The sequence below is a fragment of the Stenotrophomonas sp. FR010 genome (assembly GCF_047520755.2).
GTDB lineage: Bacteria > Pseudomonadota > Gammaproteobacteria > Xanthomonadales > Xanthomonadaceae > Stenotrophomonas > Stenotrophomonas sepilia.
The window spans coordinates 20,806-36,846 of the sequence record NZ_JAXBQT020000033.1; the positions used below are offsets into that span (position 1 = coordinate 20,806).

A 16,041-nucleotide genomic window follows, 5' to 3' on the forward strand; every position below is an offset into this window, starting at 1 on the left:
CGCGTTGCGGCGGCTATTTCAGGTTGCCCAGCATCCAGTCCACGGTGGCGTGGATCTGCTCCTCGGTCAGGGCCGGGTTGCCGCCCTTGGGCGGCATGATGCCGCCGTCGGGGCCGGTATAGCCCTCGATGGCATGCTTGTAGAGCGTGTCCTTGCCCTGCGCGATGCGCTTGTCCCAGTGCGAATGGTCCAGCGTCGGTGCCATGCCCACGCCGGTGGTGTGGCAGGCGGTGCACAGGTTGTCGAAGATCACCTTGCCATCCTTGGTGCCGCCGTAGGCCACCTGCGACGCGGCCTTGGCCAGCGCGGCGGCCTTGGCGGCAGCCTGCGCGGCGGCGCCGGTGCTGCCGGCATAGACTGCACCGGTGGGCGAGATGCGCTGTTCGGTGCGTTTGGCCGCGGTCGGCGACACCTCGGGCGGAATCCGGGTGTGGATGTAGGCGGCAAGGAGAATGAGGCCGAGGGTGATGGTCGCCAGCAGCGCGATCACCATGGAGAAGCGTTTCAGGAACTCCAGATCGTAATTCCGCACTCTTCGTTACCCCTGGCTGATAGTCGTTGGACCACGGCTGAGCGACTGCGTGATGGGCCGAGTATAGAACGCACTTTGCGTGCGACAACAGGCGTCACTGCTGATGCGGCGCAGCATGCCCACCCGGTAGTGCCGGCCGCTGGCCGGCATCACCCTCCTGCCAGATGGATCGTGCAGAAGCCGGCCAGCGGCCGGCGCTACCGGATTGCCGGGGCGCCGATCGCGCGCAGGCAGAAGCTGCAGATCGCATCCACCAGCGCGTCTTCGTCGCGGTGCGCTTCGCGGCTGGGTGCGGTCGGGCCGACCATCGCTTCGGTGAAGGCACCCACCAGGCAGGCGGCGGCCACATGCGCGTCCTGCGCAGGCAGCTCACCGGCCGACACGCCCTCCTCCACCAGCCGCAGGAACACGTCGCCGAATGCGCGACGACCGCGCATGCGCTCGGCTTCCACATCCGGGTCGACCGGTTCGACGATGAAGGCGTGCGCGAGCCCCGGCCCGGCCAGGGCACGGCGGACGAAGGCGGTGATCGCCAGCCGCAGCCGCTCGCTGGCCGCCTCCGGGCCACTGGCGATCCGCTCCATGATCGCGACCTCGTGGGCCACGGCGGCATTGAGGACTTCCACGAACAGCTCCGCCTTGGATGGGAAATGCCGGTAGATCAGGCCGGTGGACACCCCCGCCTGGGTTGCCACGGCCGTCACCGGGGCATTGCGCCAGCCGCCAGTGGCGACCAGCTCGCGGGTGGCCAGCAGGATCCGTTCTCGGGCGCCCGCCAGGCGTTCTTCCATCAATGCAGAGCGTTTATAGGCCATGTTCTGATTCTAGTTTCAATTTTTGAATTCGTATTCACTTCTTACCCGAACCCCGCTACGCTGGGGCCATCGCCCGTGTAGGTGACGGTCCTGCAGACCGCCGCCCACTCCCCCGCCGGGTGCGTCCATTCCTGCCATCCCGCCGTGGAGCCACCACAATGCACGTGCCATCCCTGAACTTCGATCTTGGCGAAGACATCGACCTGCTGCGCCAGAGCGTGGCCCATTTTGCCGCCGCCGAGGTCGCGCCGCTGGCCGCCGAGGCCGATGCCAGCAACCAGTTCCCGCTGGCCCTGTGGCCGAAGCTGGGCGAACAGGGGCTGCTGGGCCTCACCGTGGAAGAAGCATACGGTGGCACCGGCATGGGCTACCTGGCCCATGTGGTGGCGATGGAAGAGATCTCGCGCGCTTCCGGCGGCATCGGCCTGTCCTATGGCGCGCACTCCAACCTGTGCGTGAACCAGCTGCGCAAGAACGGCAACGAGGAACAGAAGCAGCGCTTCCTGCCCGACCTGTGCAGCGGCGCCAGGGTGGGCGCGCTGGCGATGAGCGAACCGGGCGCCGGTTCGGACGTGGTGTCGATGAAGCTGCGCGCGGACAAGCGCGGCGACCGCTACGTGCTCAACGGCAACAAGATGTGGATCACCAACGGCCCGGATGCCGACGTGCTGGTGGTCTACGCCAAGACCGACATGGAGGCCGGCGCCAAGGGCATCACCGCGTTCCTGGTCGAGAAGGGCATGAAGGGCTTTTCCACCGCGCAGAAGCTGGACAAGCTGGGCATGCGTTCTTCGCCCACCTGCGAGCTGGTGTTCCAGGATTGCGAGATTCCTGAAGAGAACGTGCTGGGCCAGGTTGGCGGTGGCGTGCGCGTGCTGATGTCCGGCCTGGACTACGAGCGCGTGGTGCTGTCCGGTGGCCCGCTGGGCCTGATGGCCGCGGCCATGGACGTGGTGATGCCGTATGTGCACGAGCGCCACCAGTTCGGCGAGCCGATCGGCAGCTTCCAGCTGATCCAGGCCAAGATCGCCGACATGTACGTGGGCCTGGGTGCCTGCCGCGCGTATGTCTATGCCGTGGCACGCGCCTGCGACCAGGGCCGCACCACCCGCCAGGACGCCGCCGGTGCCATCCTGTACGCCGCCGAGAAGGCCACCTGGCTGACTGGCCAGGCGATCCAGATCCTGGGCGGCAACGGCTACATCAACGAATACCCGACCGGCAGCTTGTGGCGCGATGCCAAGCTGTATGAGATCGGCGCCGGCACGTCCGAGATCCGCCGCATGCTGATCGGCCGCGAACTGTTCCAGCGCACCCTGTAAGGCCACTGCGATGACCGTATTGAGCACCCAGCTGCAACCAGGCAGCGAAACGTTTGAAAGCAACCGCGCGGCCATGCAGGCCGTGGTCGACGACCTGCATGCCACCCTCGCCCGCACCGCGCTGGGTGGCAGCGAAGCCGCACGCGCCAAGCACACCGCGCGCGGCAAGCTGCTGGTGCGCGACCGCATCGACGCCCTGCTCGACCCGGGCAGCGCGTTCCTGGAAATCGCGCCGCTGGCCGCGCACGGCATGTACGAAGACACCGTGCCGGCCGCTGGCGTAGTGGCCGGCATCGGCCGCGTCAGTGGCGTGGAATGCGTGATCGTGGCCAACGATGCCACGGTCAAGGGCGGCACCTACTACCCGATGACGGTGAAGAAGCACCTGCGCGCGCAGGAGATCGCCGAGCAGAACCACCTGCCGTGCATCTACCTGGTCGATTCCGGTGGCGCGTTCCTGCCGCTGCAGGACGAAGTCTTTCCCGACCGCGACCATTTCGGCCGCATCTTCTACAACCAGGCCAACCTGTCGGCACAGGGCATTCCGCAGATCGCCTGCGTGATGGGCAGCTGCACCGCTGGTGGTGCCTATGTGCCAGCGATGAGCGACGAGACGGTGATCGTGCGCGAGCAGGGCACGATCTTCCTCGGCGGCCCGCCGCTGGTGAAGGCGGCCACCGGCGAAGTGGTGACGGCCGAGGAACTGGGTGGTGCCGATGTGCACACGCGCATCTCCGGCGTGGCTGACCACATGGCCGACAACGACCTGCAGGCACTGGCACGGGTGCGCGCGATCATCGCCCAGCTCAACTGGCGCAAGCCGGAACCGGCCATGGCGGTGCAGGCGCCCGAGGAACCGCTGCTGCCGGCACACGAACTGTACGGGGTGATCCCGGCCGATACGCGCAAGCCCTACGACGTACGCGAAGTGATCGCGCGGCTGGTCGATGGCTCACGCTTCGACGAATTCAAGCCGCGCTACGGCGCAACGCTGGTCACCGGCTTCGCCCATCTGAACGGCTACCCGATCGGCATCATCGCCAACAACGGCATCCTGTTCTCCGAGTCGGCGCTGAAGGGTGCGCACTTCATCGAGCTATGCACCCAGCGCAACATCCCGCTGGTGTTCCTGCAGAACATCACCGGTTTCATGGTCGGTCGAAAGTACGAACAGGGTGGTATCGCCAAGGACGGGGCCAAGCTGGTGATGGCAGTGGCCTGCGCCAAGGTACCCAAGTTCACCGTGGTGATCGGTGGCTCGTTCGGTGCCGGCAACTACGGCATGTGCGGCCGTGCATACTCGCCGAACTTCCTGTGGATGTGGCCGAACGCGCGCATCGGCGTGATGGGTGGCGAACAGGCCGCCAGCGTGCTGGCCACGGTCAAGCGCGATGGCATCGAGGCCAAGGGCGGCCAGTGGCCGGCAGCGGAGGAAGACGCGTTCAAGGCGCCGATCCGCGACCAGTTCGAGCAGCAGGGCCACCCGTACTACGCCAGCGCGCGCCTGTGGGACGACGGCGTGATCGATCCGGCCGACACCCGCCGGGTACTGGCCCTGGCGCTGTCGGCCAGCCTCAACGCCGCCCCGCAGCAGACGCGCTTCGGCGTGTTCCGCATGTAACCCGTGCCATGACCGAGCACGCTCCCATGAAGCCCGTTGCCATGTTCACCAAAGTCCTGATCGCCAATCGCGGCGAAATCGCCTGCCGCGTCATCGCCACCTGCCGCCGCCTCGGCATCGCCACCGTGGCGGTATATTCCGATGCCGACCGCAACGCGCGCCACGTGCGCCTGGCCGACGAAGCCATCCACATCGGTCCGGCCGCTGCACGTGAAAGTTACCTGCGCGGCGGCGCCCTGCTCGACGCCGCACGCCTGACCGGCGCGCAGGCGATCCACCCCGGTTACGGCTTCCTGTCCGAGAATGCCGACTTCGCCGATGCCTGCGCCGCCGCCGGCGTCACCTTCATCGGGCCGCCGGCCAGCGCGATCCGCGCGATGGGTGACAAGAGCGCGGCCAAGGCGTTGATGGCCAAGGCCGGTGTGCCACTGACGCCGGGCTACCACGGCGACCAGCAGGAGCCGACGTTCCTGCGCGCGCAGGCCGATGCCATCGGCTACCCGGTACTGATCAAGGCCAGCGCCGGTGGCGGTGGCAAGGGCATGCGCAAGGTCGAACGCAGCGAGGACTTCGTCGATGCACTGGCCAGCTGCCAGCGCGAGGCCGCCTCGGCATTCGGCAACGACCATGTGCTGGTCGAGAAGTACGTCGAGCGCCCGCGCCATATCGAGATCCAGGTGTTCGGCGACAGCCACGGTGAGGCGGTCTACCTGTTCGAGCGCGATTGCTCGGTGCAGCGCCGCCACCAGAAGGTGCTGGAAGAAGCGCCCGCCCCGGGCATGAGCCCCGAACGTCGTGCTGCGATGGGCAAGGCCGCGGTCGATGCCGCGCGCGCGGTGGGCTACGTCGGTGCCGGCACGGTGGAATTCATCGCCGGCCCGGACGGCGATTTCTACTTCATGGAGATGAACACCCGCCTGCAGGTCGAGCACCCGGTGACCGAGTACATCACCGGCACCGACCTGGTGGAGTGGCAGCTGCGCGTAGCCTCGGGCCAGCCGCTGCCGCTGCGCCAGGAGCAGCTGGCGATCCACGGCCACGCCATCGAGGCGCGGCTGTATGCCGAAGACGCCGACCGTGGTTTCCTGCCGTCCACCGGCCTCCTGCGCCGCCTGCGCCTGCCGGCGCCGTCGACTCATGTGCGCGTGGATACCGGTGTCGAGGAAGGCGACAGCATCACGCCGTACTACGATCCCATGATTGCCAAGCTGATCGTCTGGGACGTGGACCGCGACGCCGCGCTGCGCCGCATGAGCCAGGCCCTGGCCGACTGCCAGGTGGTGGGCGTGACCACCAATGCCGGTTTCCTGCGCCGCCTGGTGAACACCGATTCGTTTACCCATGCCAAGCTGGATACCGCGCTGATCGAGCGCGAGCAGGCCGCATTGGGCCGGGTGGGTGACAGCGATGATGCGCTGTGGCTGCTAGCGGCGGTGGCCGCCGTGGCCACTACTGCAGGTGCAGCCAGCGATGCGCGCGACCCGCATTCGCCGTGGCAGGCGCAGGACGGCTGGCGCCTTGGCGCGCCCGCGCCGCGCGTGCTGCCGCTGCAGCAGGGCGAATGCCGGCACTCGCTGAAGGTGTGGGCGCAGGCCGATGGCTGGCGCGTGCAGTGCGATGACGCGGCACCCGTGCAGGTGATCGGCACCGCCGATGTGCGGGGGCTGGCGGTGCAGCTGGGTGGGCGCCGCTGGACACTGCAGCTGCTGCGCGACGGTGACCAGCTGTACCTGTTCGGCACCGACGGCCAGCACCGTTTCACCCTGCATGATCCGGTGAGCGAATCGGACCACGCCGTGGCCGATGCCGGCAGCCTGCTGGCACCGATGCCCGGGAAGATCGTGGCCACGCTGGTCGCCGCCGGTACCGAGGTCAAGCGCGGCACGCCGCTGGTGGTGCTGGAAGCGATGAAGATGGAGCACACCCTGCAGGCGCCGGCCGACGGCACGGTGAAGGGCTACCGCGCCAAGGCCGGTGACCAGGTCAACGACGGCGCGGTGCTGGTGGACTTCGAAGCGGCGTGAGCGCCGGGGCGACGGTCGCTCAGCGGTCGTCGCCCGCCGTCACCCGACCAGCGGGATCGAATTCTGCCGTGTCCAGTGTGGCACTGCGCCAGCCCAGGCCGCAGATGACCATCGCGCTCTGGCCGATGCCATCGAAGCCGAAGGCACGATCGACATCGGCATCGTTGATGGCTGCGGTGACGAAGGCGGCCAGGCCGCGCTCGGTCGCGCACAGGTACAGCAGCTGCGAGATGTGGCCGACGTCCAGCGTCACCGCACGATGCGCCTTGGCGTGGTTGCGGTACTTCCAGAAGCAGCGGTCATAGCGCGGCGCCAGCACCAGCAGCGCCGGCGCATCGGCGAACCACGCCTGCCCGGACAGCATCCGCCGCGCCAGCGCCGGCAGTGCCTGCGGCGGTGGCGAGGGCAGCGGCAGCACGGCGTGCTGCACCGGGTGGTAGTGGTACAGGCCCGGTGCCAGTCCTTCCACGTTCTGCACCAGCAGGAAGCCTTCGGTGGGATGCAGGCCGCCACCGGAAGGCACGTTCTTCTTCAGGAACTCGGTATCGCGCTCGACCTTCTGCACCGCGTGCGCCATCAGCGTGCGCTGCAGCACCTGGGCCAGCAACGGCAGCGGCAGCGCGCGCTGCGGGTCGAAATTGCGGCAGGTGGTGCGGCGCGCCAGCAGTGCGTCGAACGCGGCCTCTTCGCTGCGCGGCAGCGGCTGGTAGTCGCCCTGCATGGGCTGCACCACCGGCGGCGGCGGCCCGAGGCGCTGGCGCAGGCCGGCAGCGGTGTCCAACCCCTGCCGGCGCATGTCCTCCACGCTGTCCACGGCCTGCCAGCGTGCATGGCGATGGGCCAGTGCAGCCAGCGGCCACCACTGGCTGCGCCGCAGCGCCTCGTCGCGCAGCTGGTGCCCCACCTCGCTCGGCGGGTCGGTCAGCAGCAGGCCCTGCTCGACCAGGCGGGCCAGCATCGCCGGGGAAGCATCGGCGGGCGGTTCGCTCCAGCGGTGCGCGCTGAGCTCGCCCAGCAGCTGGCGCTCCTCGGCGTCCACCGGCAGTGGCTGGTCCAGATGCGCGGCCAGCGCCACCCAGCTGATCTGGCTGTCCATCTCGGCGTGGCCGGCCAGCATCGCGCGCAGGTCCAGGGTGACCGCCTCGCGGGGCTCGAACATCAGGCTGGCGCAGCGGCGCAGGCGCATCGGTTTCCTTCCTTCTGCCGCACAACCGGCATAGCAGCAACGACCGCGGCGCGGCCAACTTTAGCGATGTGCACAGCGCGGCCCTCAATGGCAGGCTGTCGCGGCCGATACGAGAAACTCCACTTACGGACGATCCCCATGAGCACCCATCCCCGCCTTTCCGCCGCAGACGCCAGCCTCCTGCTTGACCACCTGATCGGCAATGACGACTTCCGCAGCCACTTCACCGCGTCGCCAGCCAAGGCGCTGGCCTCGATCGGGCTGGACGGTGCCGTTGGCGAGAACGACTGCATGAAGATCGGCACCCTGGCCTCGGTCGAGGAGCTGAGCCAAGTGCGTGACGGGCTGCAGGCCCACCTGTCCGGGTCGGTGGCGGCCATGACCGTGGTGTTCTGCTTCGAAGCCGGCAAGGTCGGCGAGCGCATCGACGGTTGACCCGCCATCAGGGCGCGCCGGCCGTGGCCGGCGATGCCCACGTGGACACGTCATGCACGTTCAGTGGTTGCCAGACCTGCATGGCGGTGACCTCGGCAATGGCCTGGCCGCGATGCTGGGACAGCCAGGCCTGCTCGCGGCGTACCGCGGCTTCATTGCCCTGTGCGCGCAGCGCGAGCAGCAGCACGACGTGTGCCTGCACCGGCTCGCTGCCATCGAGCATCGGCTCGATCAGCGCGCGGGCTGCATCGGGCCGCTGCATCTGCAGTTCGTCCATGGCGCTGACGATGCGCAGCCAGCGGTCCGCGACCGGACTGCGCAGGCTGCGCAGCAGGGGCCGCTGCTCGTCCAGCCAGCGCCTGGCCAGTTCGAACTGGCCCTGCCGCTGCGCCAGGTGGACCAGTGCCAGCCATTGCAGGCCACGGGCATGCAGCATGGGATCATCACGCTCCTGCAGCATCGGCTGCAGCAGCGCCGCAATGGCCTGCAGCCCGGCACGGTCAGCGCTCGGGCACAGCGCCGCCACGCTGGCGTGCTGCAGGCGCTGCTGCACCTGAAGATCGATCAGCGTCGGCGCCGCTGCATCTTCGCGTATCGCCTGCTGCATGGCCGCGCAATCGCGCTGCGCGGCCGCCAGCAACAACTGCGCACGCAGCTTCATCCGCTGCTGCAGGGCATCGCTGGCATGGATCTGCGGTAACAGCTTCGCTGCCTTGGCGTACTGCCCCTGGGCCACCAGCACATCCACACCGGTCTCATCGGCGTCATCACGGCCGCGCAGGACCTGCGCCTGGGCCAGCGTTTCGGCAGCGAGCTGCGGTTGGTTGGCAGCGATCTGTATCCGCACCAGATGGACCAGCGGATACAGCCGCAGCGGATCCTGCGGTACTGCGGCCGCACGCGCATAGGGTTCGGCCTCGCTGAACTGGTTGGCCTGTAGCAGGTACCAGGAGGTGTTGGACAGCCCCGCGAACGAATCCGGATAGACCTTGGCCAGCGTGCGCCATTGCTCCAGCGCCCAGCCACCCGGCTCCAGCTCGGCCATCCAGGCCTTCAGGTACAGCCGCTCGCGTGGCGGCAGCCGATCCTGCAGGTCCAGCGCATGCTGCATGGCTTCGCGTGCACGCCGCCCTTCTTCGACGCGCGCATGCAGTTTGGCCACGCCCATGTAGGCCAGGGCGAAACCGGGATCGATATCGATCGCCGCCTGGTACAGGTTGCGCGCCTCCTCGAAGCGCCGCTGGCCCAGTGCACTTTCCGCCAGTGCGAATGCACGCAGTGCGCGCAGATCCTGGGTCGATGCCCGCGGCAGCGGCAACGACTGTTCCAAGCTCGCCACCGATTCGCCCAGTCCGCGACGCAGGCGCCCGACCACGTCGTCCACCGCGAACACCATCTGGTCGGATCGATCCACGGTGGCGGTGAACGTCTGGATCACCTGGCCGCTGCCGGGTGCGGCGACATCGATGGCCAGCTCGTAGCCACCGACCTTCTGCCGCACCGTCGGCAGCAGCACGGCGCGCGCGCCTTCCCGCACCGCCACGTTGGCTGCGGTATCGCGGCTGAGCCGGGTATCGCCCGAGAGCCGCGCCATTTCCAGGCTTTCGCGGATCTTGCCCTCCGACAGCACGTTCACGTAGCGCGACTGCTCCAGCGCGATCCGGATCGCGTGCCGCATCGAGTCGTCGAAGATCGGGTCGCCGGTGAGATTGTCGACATCACCGAGCACCACCCAGTCGCGCTCGGCGAACGCGATCGCCGGTTCCGGCCGCAGCAGCAGCCAGCCGCCCAGCACCGCCACCGCCAGCACCAGGCCTTCGGCGGCCAGCACCAGCGGCTGCCGCCACAACGGCAGGTCGCGGCGGGCCTTGGCATTGGCACGCGGCATGCGCAGCGGTGCGGAGCCGATCTCGCCCACTTCGATCACTTCCTGTACCACCGGCACGCCCTTGAAGCGCCAGCGCCCGTGCGACTTCCACAACAGGCGCGTGCCGCGCTCGCCCAACGCATCGGTGGCACGGCGGGTCAGCGATTCGGCTACCGCCGACAACAGGATCTGGCCGGGCCGCGCCAGCATCATCAGGCGCGCCGCCATCGGCTTGGCCAAGCCTTCCACTTCCATCGACTTGGCGCCGGCGCGGACCGCCTCTGCACTGTTTTCCCAGGTCAGCACGTCACCCACATGCAGGCCGGCACGCGCGCGCAGTTCAATCGCACGCTGCTGGCCCAGCGCATGCAGTTCGCGCTGGTAGTCCAGGGCGAAGCCCAGGGCATCGATGGCGCGCTCGAACAGCATGAACAGGCCGTCCGAACGATCGATCAGCTGGCCATTCCAGCGGTGCTGCAGCACCAGCACCAGGCGGTCGTGTTCCTGGAACAGGCTCGCCGCCGCCACGTCGCCGATCCGCTCGACCAGCTGCAGCGAATCACACAGATCAGTGAACAGCAGGGCGCGTAGCTGTGGGCTATTCGGGGCTGACGTTCCGTTGTCGCCATTCATCGCCTGCATCTCCCTATTGGCCGTCCGGATCATCCACCCAGCGCAGGCAGTTGCCGCCATCACGCTTGGCCCGGTACAGCGCCCGATCGGCGCTGGCATACCACTCGCTCCAGTCCGCGTCGGCATCCAGCAGACTGGCTCCGATGCTGACCAGGCTTACATGCGGCGTGCCATGGCTGCGCTCGAGCAGGCCGTGCACCGCGCTGAGGATGAACTCGGCAGCGTGCTGCACGATCTCGCGGTTGCCACGGCGCAGCATCAGGCAGAACTCATCACCGCCAAGCCGGCAGGCCAGGTCCTGTTCGCCAGCCATCGAGCGCAGGATGTTGCCCATGCTCTGCAGCACGCGGTCGCCGGCCTGGTGGCCGTGGCGGTCGTTGATCTGCTTGAAGCGGTCGCAGTCGATCAGCAGCAGCGCCTGTGGCGGCCCCTCGGCACGCTCGCGGCACTCCTGCAGGTACAGGGTGAGGCCACGGCGGTTGTGCAGGCCGGTCAGTTCATCGGTACGCACCAGCTCGCGGGTGTGGGTCAGCTGGTGGGTAGTGATGTAGAGGTTGTCCAGCGCGGTTTCCAGATCGTGGTTGCGCCGGCGCAGCTGGCTGATCAAGGCCTGTTCGTTGGCCAGCACGCGCATGATCGTGCGGCGCAGGAAATAGGCCACCAGGCCCGGATTGGATTCGACCAGCCGGTGGAAATCAGCCGGCCCCAGTTCCAGCACATCGCAGTCGACCAGCGCGCGCGCGCTCGCGCTGCGCAGGTGGTCGCCGACCAGCAGGCCCAGTTCTCCGAAGAACTCATGCTGCCCGAGTGTCTTGATCACCAGGTCCTCGCCGAAGTCCAGTTCGATCTGGCCTTCGAGGATCACATACATGCGCTCGCCGCGGTGGCCACGCTGGAACAGCCACTGTCCGGCACGGAGCTTGCATGCGCGGGCGAATCTGGCAAACAATGCCACCTCGGCATCTGACAACAGCGCGTGCACGATCTCGGCCATCGCCACCCGGGCGATACCTGTCGTCACATCACTGTTCTCGGCCGCACCCCTGCCGGTCATTCCCTGCACCCGCCGCCAGCGTCCCCTGGTGAGCCGCGGAGCATAGCACCGCTTTAAAGTGTGCGCCCTATCTCATTTTGACCGCTCTGCCGATCTTGATTGATGTGAAGATCGGTGGTGGCCCGTTCTGGTCACGGGCGCCCGGGCAAAACCCCTGCTGGATCAATTCGATGCCGGGTTTCACAGGGTTTCGGCCAACTTGCCGGAACCCGGGGTGCGCCTGATTGACGCTGCCCGCTGGCTGCCCCTTGCATCGATACAACAACGCCGGCGGGTCCCCCGACCGGCCGGCGTTGCCTGGCCCTTCCCTGGCCACCCTGATCGGATTGCCGGCCAGCGGCCGGCACTACCGGATCACGCCGCGCACCGGATCACGCCGCGCGTTCGCTGCGCCCGCCGTGGAACTGCTCTTCCTCGGTCGATCCGGTCAGCGCGGTGGTCGACGACTGGCCCTGCTGGATCGCCTGGGTCACCGCATCGAAATAGCCGGTACCGACCTCACGCTGGTGCTTGACCGCAGTGAAACCGCGCTCGGCCGCTTCGAACTCGGCTTCCTGCAGTTCCACGAACGCACTCATCTGGCGGCGCGCGTAGCCGTGGGCCAGATTGAACATGCCGTAGTTCAACGCATGGAACCCGGCCAGGGTGATGAACTGGAACTTGTAGCCGTAGCTGCCCAGTTCGCGCTGGAACTTAGCAATGGTGGCGTCGTCCAGGTTCTTCTTCCAGTTGAAGCTGGGCGAGCAGTTGTAGGCCAGCAGCTTGCCCGGGAACTTCGCGTGGATCGCCTCGGCGAATTTGCGTGCAAACTCCAGGTCCGGCTTGCCGGTCTCGCACCACACCAGGTCGGCATAGGGTGCATAGGCCAGGCCGCGGCTGATCGCCTGGTCCAGGCCGTTGCGGGTCTTGTAGAAACCTTCGACGGTGCGCTCACCGGTGGTGAACCGCTTGTCGTTGCCGTCGATGTCACTGGTCAGCAGATCCGCAGCTTCGGCATCGGTGCGCGCGACCAGCAGGGTCGGCACGCCCATCACGTCGGCGGCCAGGCGTGCGGCGTTGAGCTTCTCGATCGCCTCGCGGGTCGGCACCAGCACCTTGCCGCCCATGTGCCCGCACTTCTTCACCGAGGCCAGCTGGTCCTCGAAGTGCACGCCGGCGGCGCCGGCCTCGATCATCGCCTTCATCAGTTCAAAGGCGTTGAGCACGCCGCCGAAGCCGGCCTCGGCATCGGCCACGATCGGCTGCAGGAAGTCGATGTCATCCTTGCCTTCGGCGTGATGCAGCTGGTCGGCGCGCAGCAGCGTGTTGTTGATGCGCTTGACCACCGCCGGCACCGAATCAGCCGGGTACAGCGACTGGTCCGGATACATCTGCCCGGCCAGGTTGGCGTCGGCCGCCACCTGCCAACCGGACAGGTAGATCGCCTTCAGGCCGGCCTTGACCTGCTGCATGGCCTGATTGCCGGTCAGCGCACCCAGCGCGTTGACGAACTCGCGCTCGTGCAGTGACGCCCACAGCTTCTCGGCGCCCAGGCGGGCCAGCGAATGCTCGATGTGGACGGTGCCGCGCAGGCGCACCACGTCGGCAGCGCTGTAGTTGCGCTGGATGCCTTCCCAACGCGGGTGGGTATCCCAGTCGTGCTGGATCTGTTCGGCAGTGGGCAGCTTGCTCATGTCTTTCTCCAGTTCGGTTCGTGCGTGCAGCGGGGAGGGAAACGGCGGCAGACGCGGACGGCAGTCAGTCGATGCGTGCGTAGGCCGGCAGGGTCAGGAAATCGGTCAGTTCGTCGCTGCGGCTCAATTCGCCGAGCAGGGCGATGGCCTCGCTGATGCGTGCGCCACCAGGCAGCGCGGCGGTTTCGCCCAGCCGTGCCGGCAGCTGCGCCAAGGTGGAATCCAGCAGGGCCTGGTCGATCGCGGTGCCATCGTCCAGCTGCTGGCCGGGCGTATGCAGCCACTGCCACAACTGGCTGCGGCTGATCTCGGCGGTGGCCGCGTCCTCCATCAGGTGATGGATCGGCACACAGCCGTTGCCATCCAGCCACGCCGCCAGGTAACGCACGCAGACTTCCACGTTGCCTTCGAAGCCGGCACGGGTGATGGTGCCCGGCGGCCGCGCGATCAGTTCATCGCGGCCGACGCGCACGTCCTGGCGCAGCACGCTGTGCTGGTTCGCACCGGGCATGTGTTCGTCGAAGATCGCCATCGCCACCGGAATCAGCGCCGGGTGCGCGACCCAGGTACCGTCGTGGCCGGCGCTGACTTCGCGCAGCTTGTCGGCGCGCACGCGGGCCATCGCCTGCTCGTTGGCGGCGGCATCGTTGTTGATCGGAATCTGCGCGGCCATGCCGCCCATCGCATGCGCACCGCGGCGGTGGCAGGTCTGGATCAGCAGTTCCGAATAGGCCTTCAGGAACGGCTGGGTCATGGTCACCTGGCCGCGTTCGGGCAGCACGCGGTCGGCGTGGCGGCGGAAGGTCTTCAGGTACGAGAAGATGTAGTCCCAGCGCCCGCAGTTCAGGCCGACGATGCGATCACGCAGCGCGTGCAGGATCTCGTCCATCTCGAACACCGCCGGCAGCGTTTCGATCAGCACGGTCACCTTGATCTGGCCGTGCGGCAGGCCGAGCATGCCCTCGATGTGCGACAGCGCGGTCTCCCACAGCGCCGCCTCTTCCATGCTCTGCAGCTTGGGCAGGTAGAAGTACGGGCCACGATCCTTCGCCTGCAGGGTGCGGGCGTTGTGGAAGGCGAACACCGCTGCGTCGAACAGGCCACCGGCAAGGAACTGGCCGTCGACGCGTACGTGCTTCTCGTCCAGGTGCCAGCCGCGCGGGCGCACGATCAGCACCGCCTGTTCGTCGTATGGGCGCAGCGTGTAATGCTTGCCATTGGGGGCGGTGTATTCGAGATCGCCGCGCACCGCCGCGGCCAGCGACTGCTGCCCGGCCAGCAGGTTGCGCCAGGTCGGCGAGGTCGAATCCTCGAAGTCGGCCATGAACACCTTGGCGCCGGAGTTCAGCGCGTTGATGACCATCTTCGGGTCGGTCGGGCCGGTGATCTCGACGCGGCGGTCCTGCAGCGCGGCCGGCAGCGGCGCAACGCGCCAGTCGCCGCTACGGATCGCGGTGGTGTCTTCGCGGAAGTCCGGCAGGCCGCCCCGGTCGAAGAACGCTTGGCGTTCACGGCGGGCCTGCAGCCTCGCCTGCCGGCCCGGCTCCACCGCACGGTGCAGCGACACCAGCAGGGCCAGCAGCGGCGCCGGCAGCAGGGTGTCCTGGCCGGCCACGCGCGTCGCCAGGGCGATGCCGGGAGTAGCCTTGGTGGCGGGAGTGGGAACGGCGGAAGCGACGGCGGACATGGGCGACTCCAGCGATGGGGGAACGTCTCCACGGTGCCGCTGGGCCTCAGTATTTGGCAAAACAGTTTTTGCAATGTTTTACATAAGTTGTGCTAATACTCGTTACACGATGAGCACACGCGCCCCGCCAAGTCCTCGTTTTTCCTACAAATCCGACCGGCTCAAGCCGCTGCGCGCATTCTGCCAGACCGTGCGCCTCGGCTCGGTCTCACGGGCGGCTGAGGCACTTTTCGTCAGCCAGCCGGCCATCAGCCTGCAGTTGCAGGCGTTGGAACGGGAGCTGGGGGTGCCATTGTTCGAGCGCAGCGGGCGGCGCCTGGTGCCCAGCCGCGAGGGCCAGCTGCTGTACGAGATGGCACAGCCGCTGGTGGAGAACCTGGACGGGCTGGAGGCGCGCTTCCGCGACAAGGTGCGCGGCCTGGACGCGGGCGAGCTGAACATTGCCGCCAACAGCTCGACCATCCTGTACCTGCTGCCGAAGATCGTCGAACGCTTTCGCCTGCACCACCCGGACGTGCGCCTGACCCTGCACAACGCGATCAGCGCCGACGGCACCGACCTGCTGCGCGAGGATGCCGCCGACCTGGCGATAGGTTCGATGACCGATGTGCCGGCCGACCTGACCTACGCCCCGGCCTACCGCTTCGAGCAGGTGCTGATCGCACCGCACGATCATCCGCTGGCCAAGGGCGGCGAGCTGGAGCTGGCCGATATTGCACGCTATCCGCTGGTGCTGCCGCCGAAGCGGCAGATCACCTACCGGCTGGTGGACCAGGTGTTCCAGCGCCACCGCATCGCCTACACCGTGGCGCTGGAGGTGGGGGGCTGGGAAGTAATCAAGCAGTACGTGGCGATGGGCATGGGCATTTCCATCGTGCCGGCGCTGTGCCTGAACGAGGCCGACCACGAGCGGCTGGCGGCGCGTTCGATGAAGCGCTGGTTCCCCGAGCGCAGCTACGGGGTGATCGTGCGCCGGGGCAAGGCGTTGTCGGCGCAGGCGCGGGCGTTCATCGAGCTGATCCAGCCGGAGTTGTTCAGTCCGCGCGATTACGATCAGAGCGGGCATTCGGAGCGGTGAGGGGGTTCGGCAGGGCTGCGCCCTGCACCTGCTGAAGCCAAAGCAACAGCAAAAGCCTGCTATCCGTGGATGGCGGGGCGGTGTGGGCGGGCAGGACACGCCGTAAACCCCTCC

General features: G+C 67.8%; 12 protein-coding genes. 5 read left to right on the plus strand and 7 right to left on the minus strand.

Going from position 1 to position 16,041, the window contains the following annotated elements:
- Nucleotides 1-13: 13 nt before the first annotated feature.
- A complete protein-coding gene (locus tag ACM0PK_RS20415) occupies nt 14-532 on the minus strand; it encodes a c-type cytochrome (RefSeq protein ID WP_005407662.1) in 519 nt (172 codons plus the stop codon).
- 197 nt (nt 533-729) lie between these two features.
- Nucleotides 730-1,347, minus strand: a complete 618-nt coding sequence (locus ACM0PK_RS20420; protein ID WP_312002661.1) for a TetR/AcrR family transcriptional regulator — start codon at nt 1,345-1,347, stop codon at nt 730-732.
- 158 nt (nt 1,348-1,505) lie between these two features.
- On the opposite strand from ACM0PK_RS20420, the gene ACM0PK_RS20425 reads away from it, so the two are divergent.
- From ACM0PK_RS20425 to ACM0PK_RS20435, 3 genes are read left to right on the plus strand one after another with little or no spacing between them, the layout of a single operon-like run.
- Nucleotides 1,506-2,669 (plus strand): isovaleryl-CoA dehydrogenase, encoded by a 1,164-nt coding sequence (locus tag ACM0PK_RS20425; RefSeq protein ID WP_414607897.1) that lies wholly within the window; start codon nt 1,506-1,508, stop codon nt 2,667-2,669.
- A 10-nt stretch (nt 2,670-2,679) separates the two neighbouring features.
- A complete protein-coding gene (locus ACM0PK_RS20430) occupies nt 2,680-4,290 on the plus strand; it encodes a carboxyl transferase domain-containing protein (RefSeq protein ID WP_414607898.1) in 1,611 nt (536 codons plus the stop codon).
- A gap of 8 nt (nt 4,291-4,298) precedes the next feature.
- Nucleotides 4,299-6,314 carry an acetyl-CoA carboxylase biotin carboxylase subunit gene (locus ACM0PK_RS20435; protein ID WP_414607899.1) on the plus strand — a complete coding sequence of 672 codons (2,016 nt, stop codon included), beginning with the start codon at nt 4,299-4,301 and terminating at the stop codon, nt 6,312-6,314.
- 19 nt (nt 6,315-6,333) lie between these two features.
- On the opposite strand, the gene ACM0PK_RS20440 is transcribed toward ACM0PK_RS20435, so the two are convergent.
- A complete protein-coding gene (locus ACM0PK_RS20440; protein ID WP_414607900.1) occupies nt 6,334-7,500 on the minus strand; it encodes a putative peptide maturation dehydrogenase in 1,167 nt (388 codons plus the stop codon).
- A gap of 138 nt (nt 7,501-7,638) precedes the next feature.
- On the opposite strand from ACM0PK_RS20440, the gene ACM0PK_RS20445 reads away from it, so the two are divergent.
- Nucleotides 7,639-7,935 (plus strand): NHLP-related RiPP peptide, encoded by a 297-nt coding sequence (locus ACM0PK_RS20445; RefSeq protein ID WP_005420725.1) that lies wholly within the window; start codon nt 7,639-7,641, stop codon nt 7,933-7,935.
- Between the two features lie 7 nt (nt 7,936-7,942).
- On the opposite strand, the gene ACM0PK_RS20450 is transcribed toward ACM0PK_RS20445, so the two are convergent.
- From ACM0PK_RS20450 to aceB, 4 genes are all read right to left on the minus strand, one after another.
- A complete protein-coding gene (locus ACM0PK_RS20450; protein WP_414607901.1) occupies nt 7,943-10,435 on the minus strand; it encodes a putative peptide modification system cyclase in 2,493 nt (830 codons plus the stop codon).
- Between the two features lie 13 nt (nt 10,436-10,448).
- Nucleotides 10,449-11,489, minus strand: coding sequence for a GGDEF domain-containing protein (locus tag ACM0PK_RS20455; protein WP_414607902.1), 1,041 nt, complete (start codon nt 11,487-11,489; stop codon nt 10,449-10,451).
- Between the two features lie 371 nt (nt 11,490-11,860).
- Nucleotides 11,861-13,162 carry an isocitrate lyase gene (gene aceA, locus ACM0PK_RS20460; protein ID WP_414607903.1) on the minus strand — a complete coding sequence of 434 codons (1,302 nt, stop codon included), beginning with the start codon at nt 13,160-13,162 and terminating at the stop codon, nt 11,861-11,863.
- 64 nt (nt 13,163-13,226) lie between these two features.
- Nucleotides 13,227-14,849 (minus strand): malate synthase A, encoded by a 1,623-nt coding sequence (gene aceB, locus ACM0PK_RS20465; RefSeq protein ID WP_414607904.1) that lies wholly within the window; start codon nt 14,847-14,849, stop codon nt 13,227-13,229.
- 109 nt (nt 14,850-14,958) lie between these two features.
- Here aceB and ACM0PK_RS20470 point away from each other — a divergent pair, with 109 nt between their 5' ends.
- The gene (locus tag ACM0PK_RS20470) at nt 14,959-15,927 is read left to right on the plus strand and encodes a LysR family transcriptional regulator (protein WP_053499296.1); all 969 of its coding nucleotides are present in this window, start codon (nt 14,959-14,961) and stop codon (nt 15,925-15,927) included.
- Nucleotides 15,928-16,041 lie beyond the last annotated feature (114 nt).

Bases quoted from the DNA above. Each gene is read 5' to 3' on its own strand.
- ACM0PK_RS20420 (WP_312002661.1), bottom strand. From the start codon at position 1,347: ATGGCCTATAAACGCTCTGCATTGATGGAAGAACGCCTGGCGGGCGCC.
- ACM0PK_RS20425 (WP_414607897.1), top strand. From the start codon at position 1,506: ATGCACGTGCCATCCCTGAACTTCGATCTTGGCGAAGACATCGACCTG.
- ACM0PK_RS20430 (WP_414607898.1), top strand. From the start codon at position 2,680: ATGACCGTATTGAGCACCCAGCTGCAACCAGGCAGCGAAACGTTTGAA.
- ACM0PK_RS20435 (WP_414607899.1), top strand. From the start codon at position 4,299: ATGACCGAGCACGCTCCCATGAAGCCCGTTGCCATGTTCACCAAAGTC.
- ACM0PK_RS20440 (WP_414607900.1), bottom strand. From the start codon at position 7,500: ATGCGCCTGCGCCGCTGCGCCAGCCTGATGTTCGAGCCCCGCGAGGCG.
- ACM0PK_RS20445 (WP_005420725.1), top strand. From the start codon at position 7,639: ATGAGCACCCATCCCCGCCTTTCCGCCGCAGACGCCAGCCTCCTGCTT.
- ACM0PK_RS20450 (WP_414607901.1), bottom strand. From the start codon at position 10,435: ATGAATGGCGACAACGGAACGTCAGCCCCGAATAGCCCACAGCTACGC.
- ACM0PK_RS20455 (WP_414607902.1), bottom strand. From the start codon at position 11,489: ATGACCGGCAGGGGTGCGGCCGAGAACAGTGATGTGACGACAGGTATC.
- aceA (WP_414607903.1), bottom strand. From the start codon at position 13,162: ATGAGCAAGCTGCCCACTGCCGAACAGATCCAGCACGACTGGGATACC.
- aceB (WP_414607904.1), bottom strand. From the start codon at position 14,849: ATGTCCGCCGTCGCTTCCGCCGTTCCCACTCCCGCCACCAAGGCTACT.
- ACM0PK_RS20470 (WP_053499296.1), top strand. From the start codon at position 14,959: ATGAGCACACGCGCCCCGCCAAGTCCTCGTTTTTCCTACAAATCCGAC.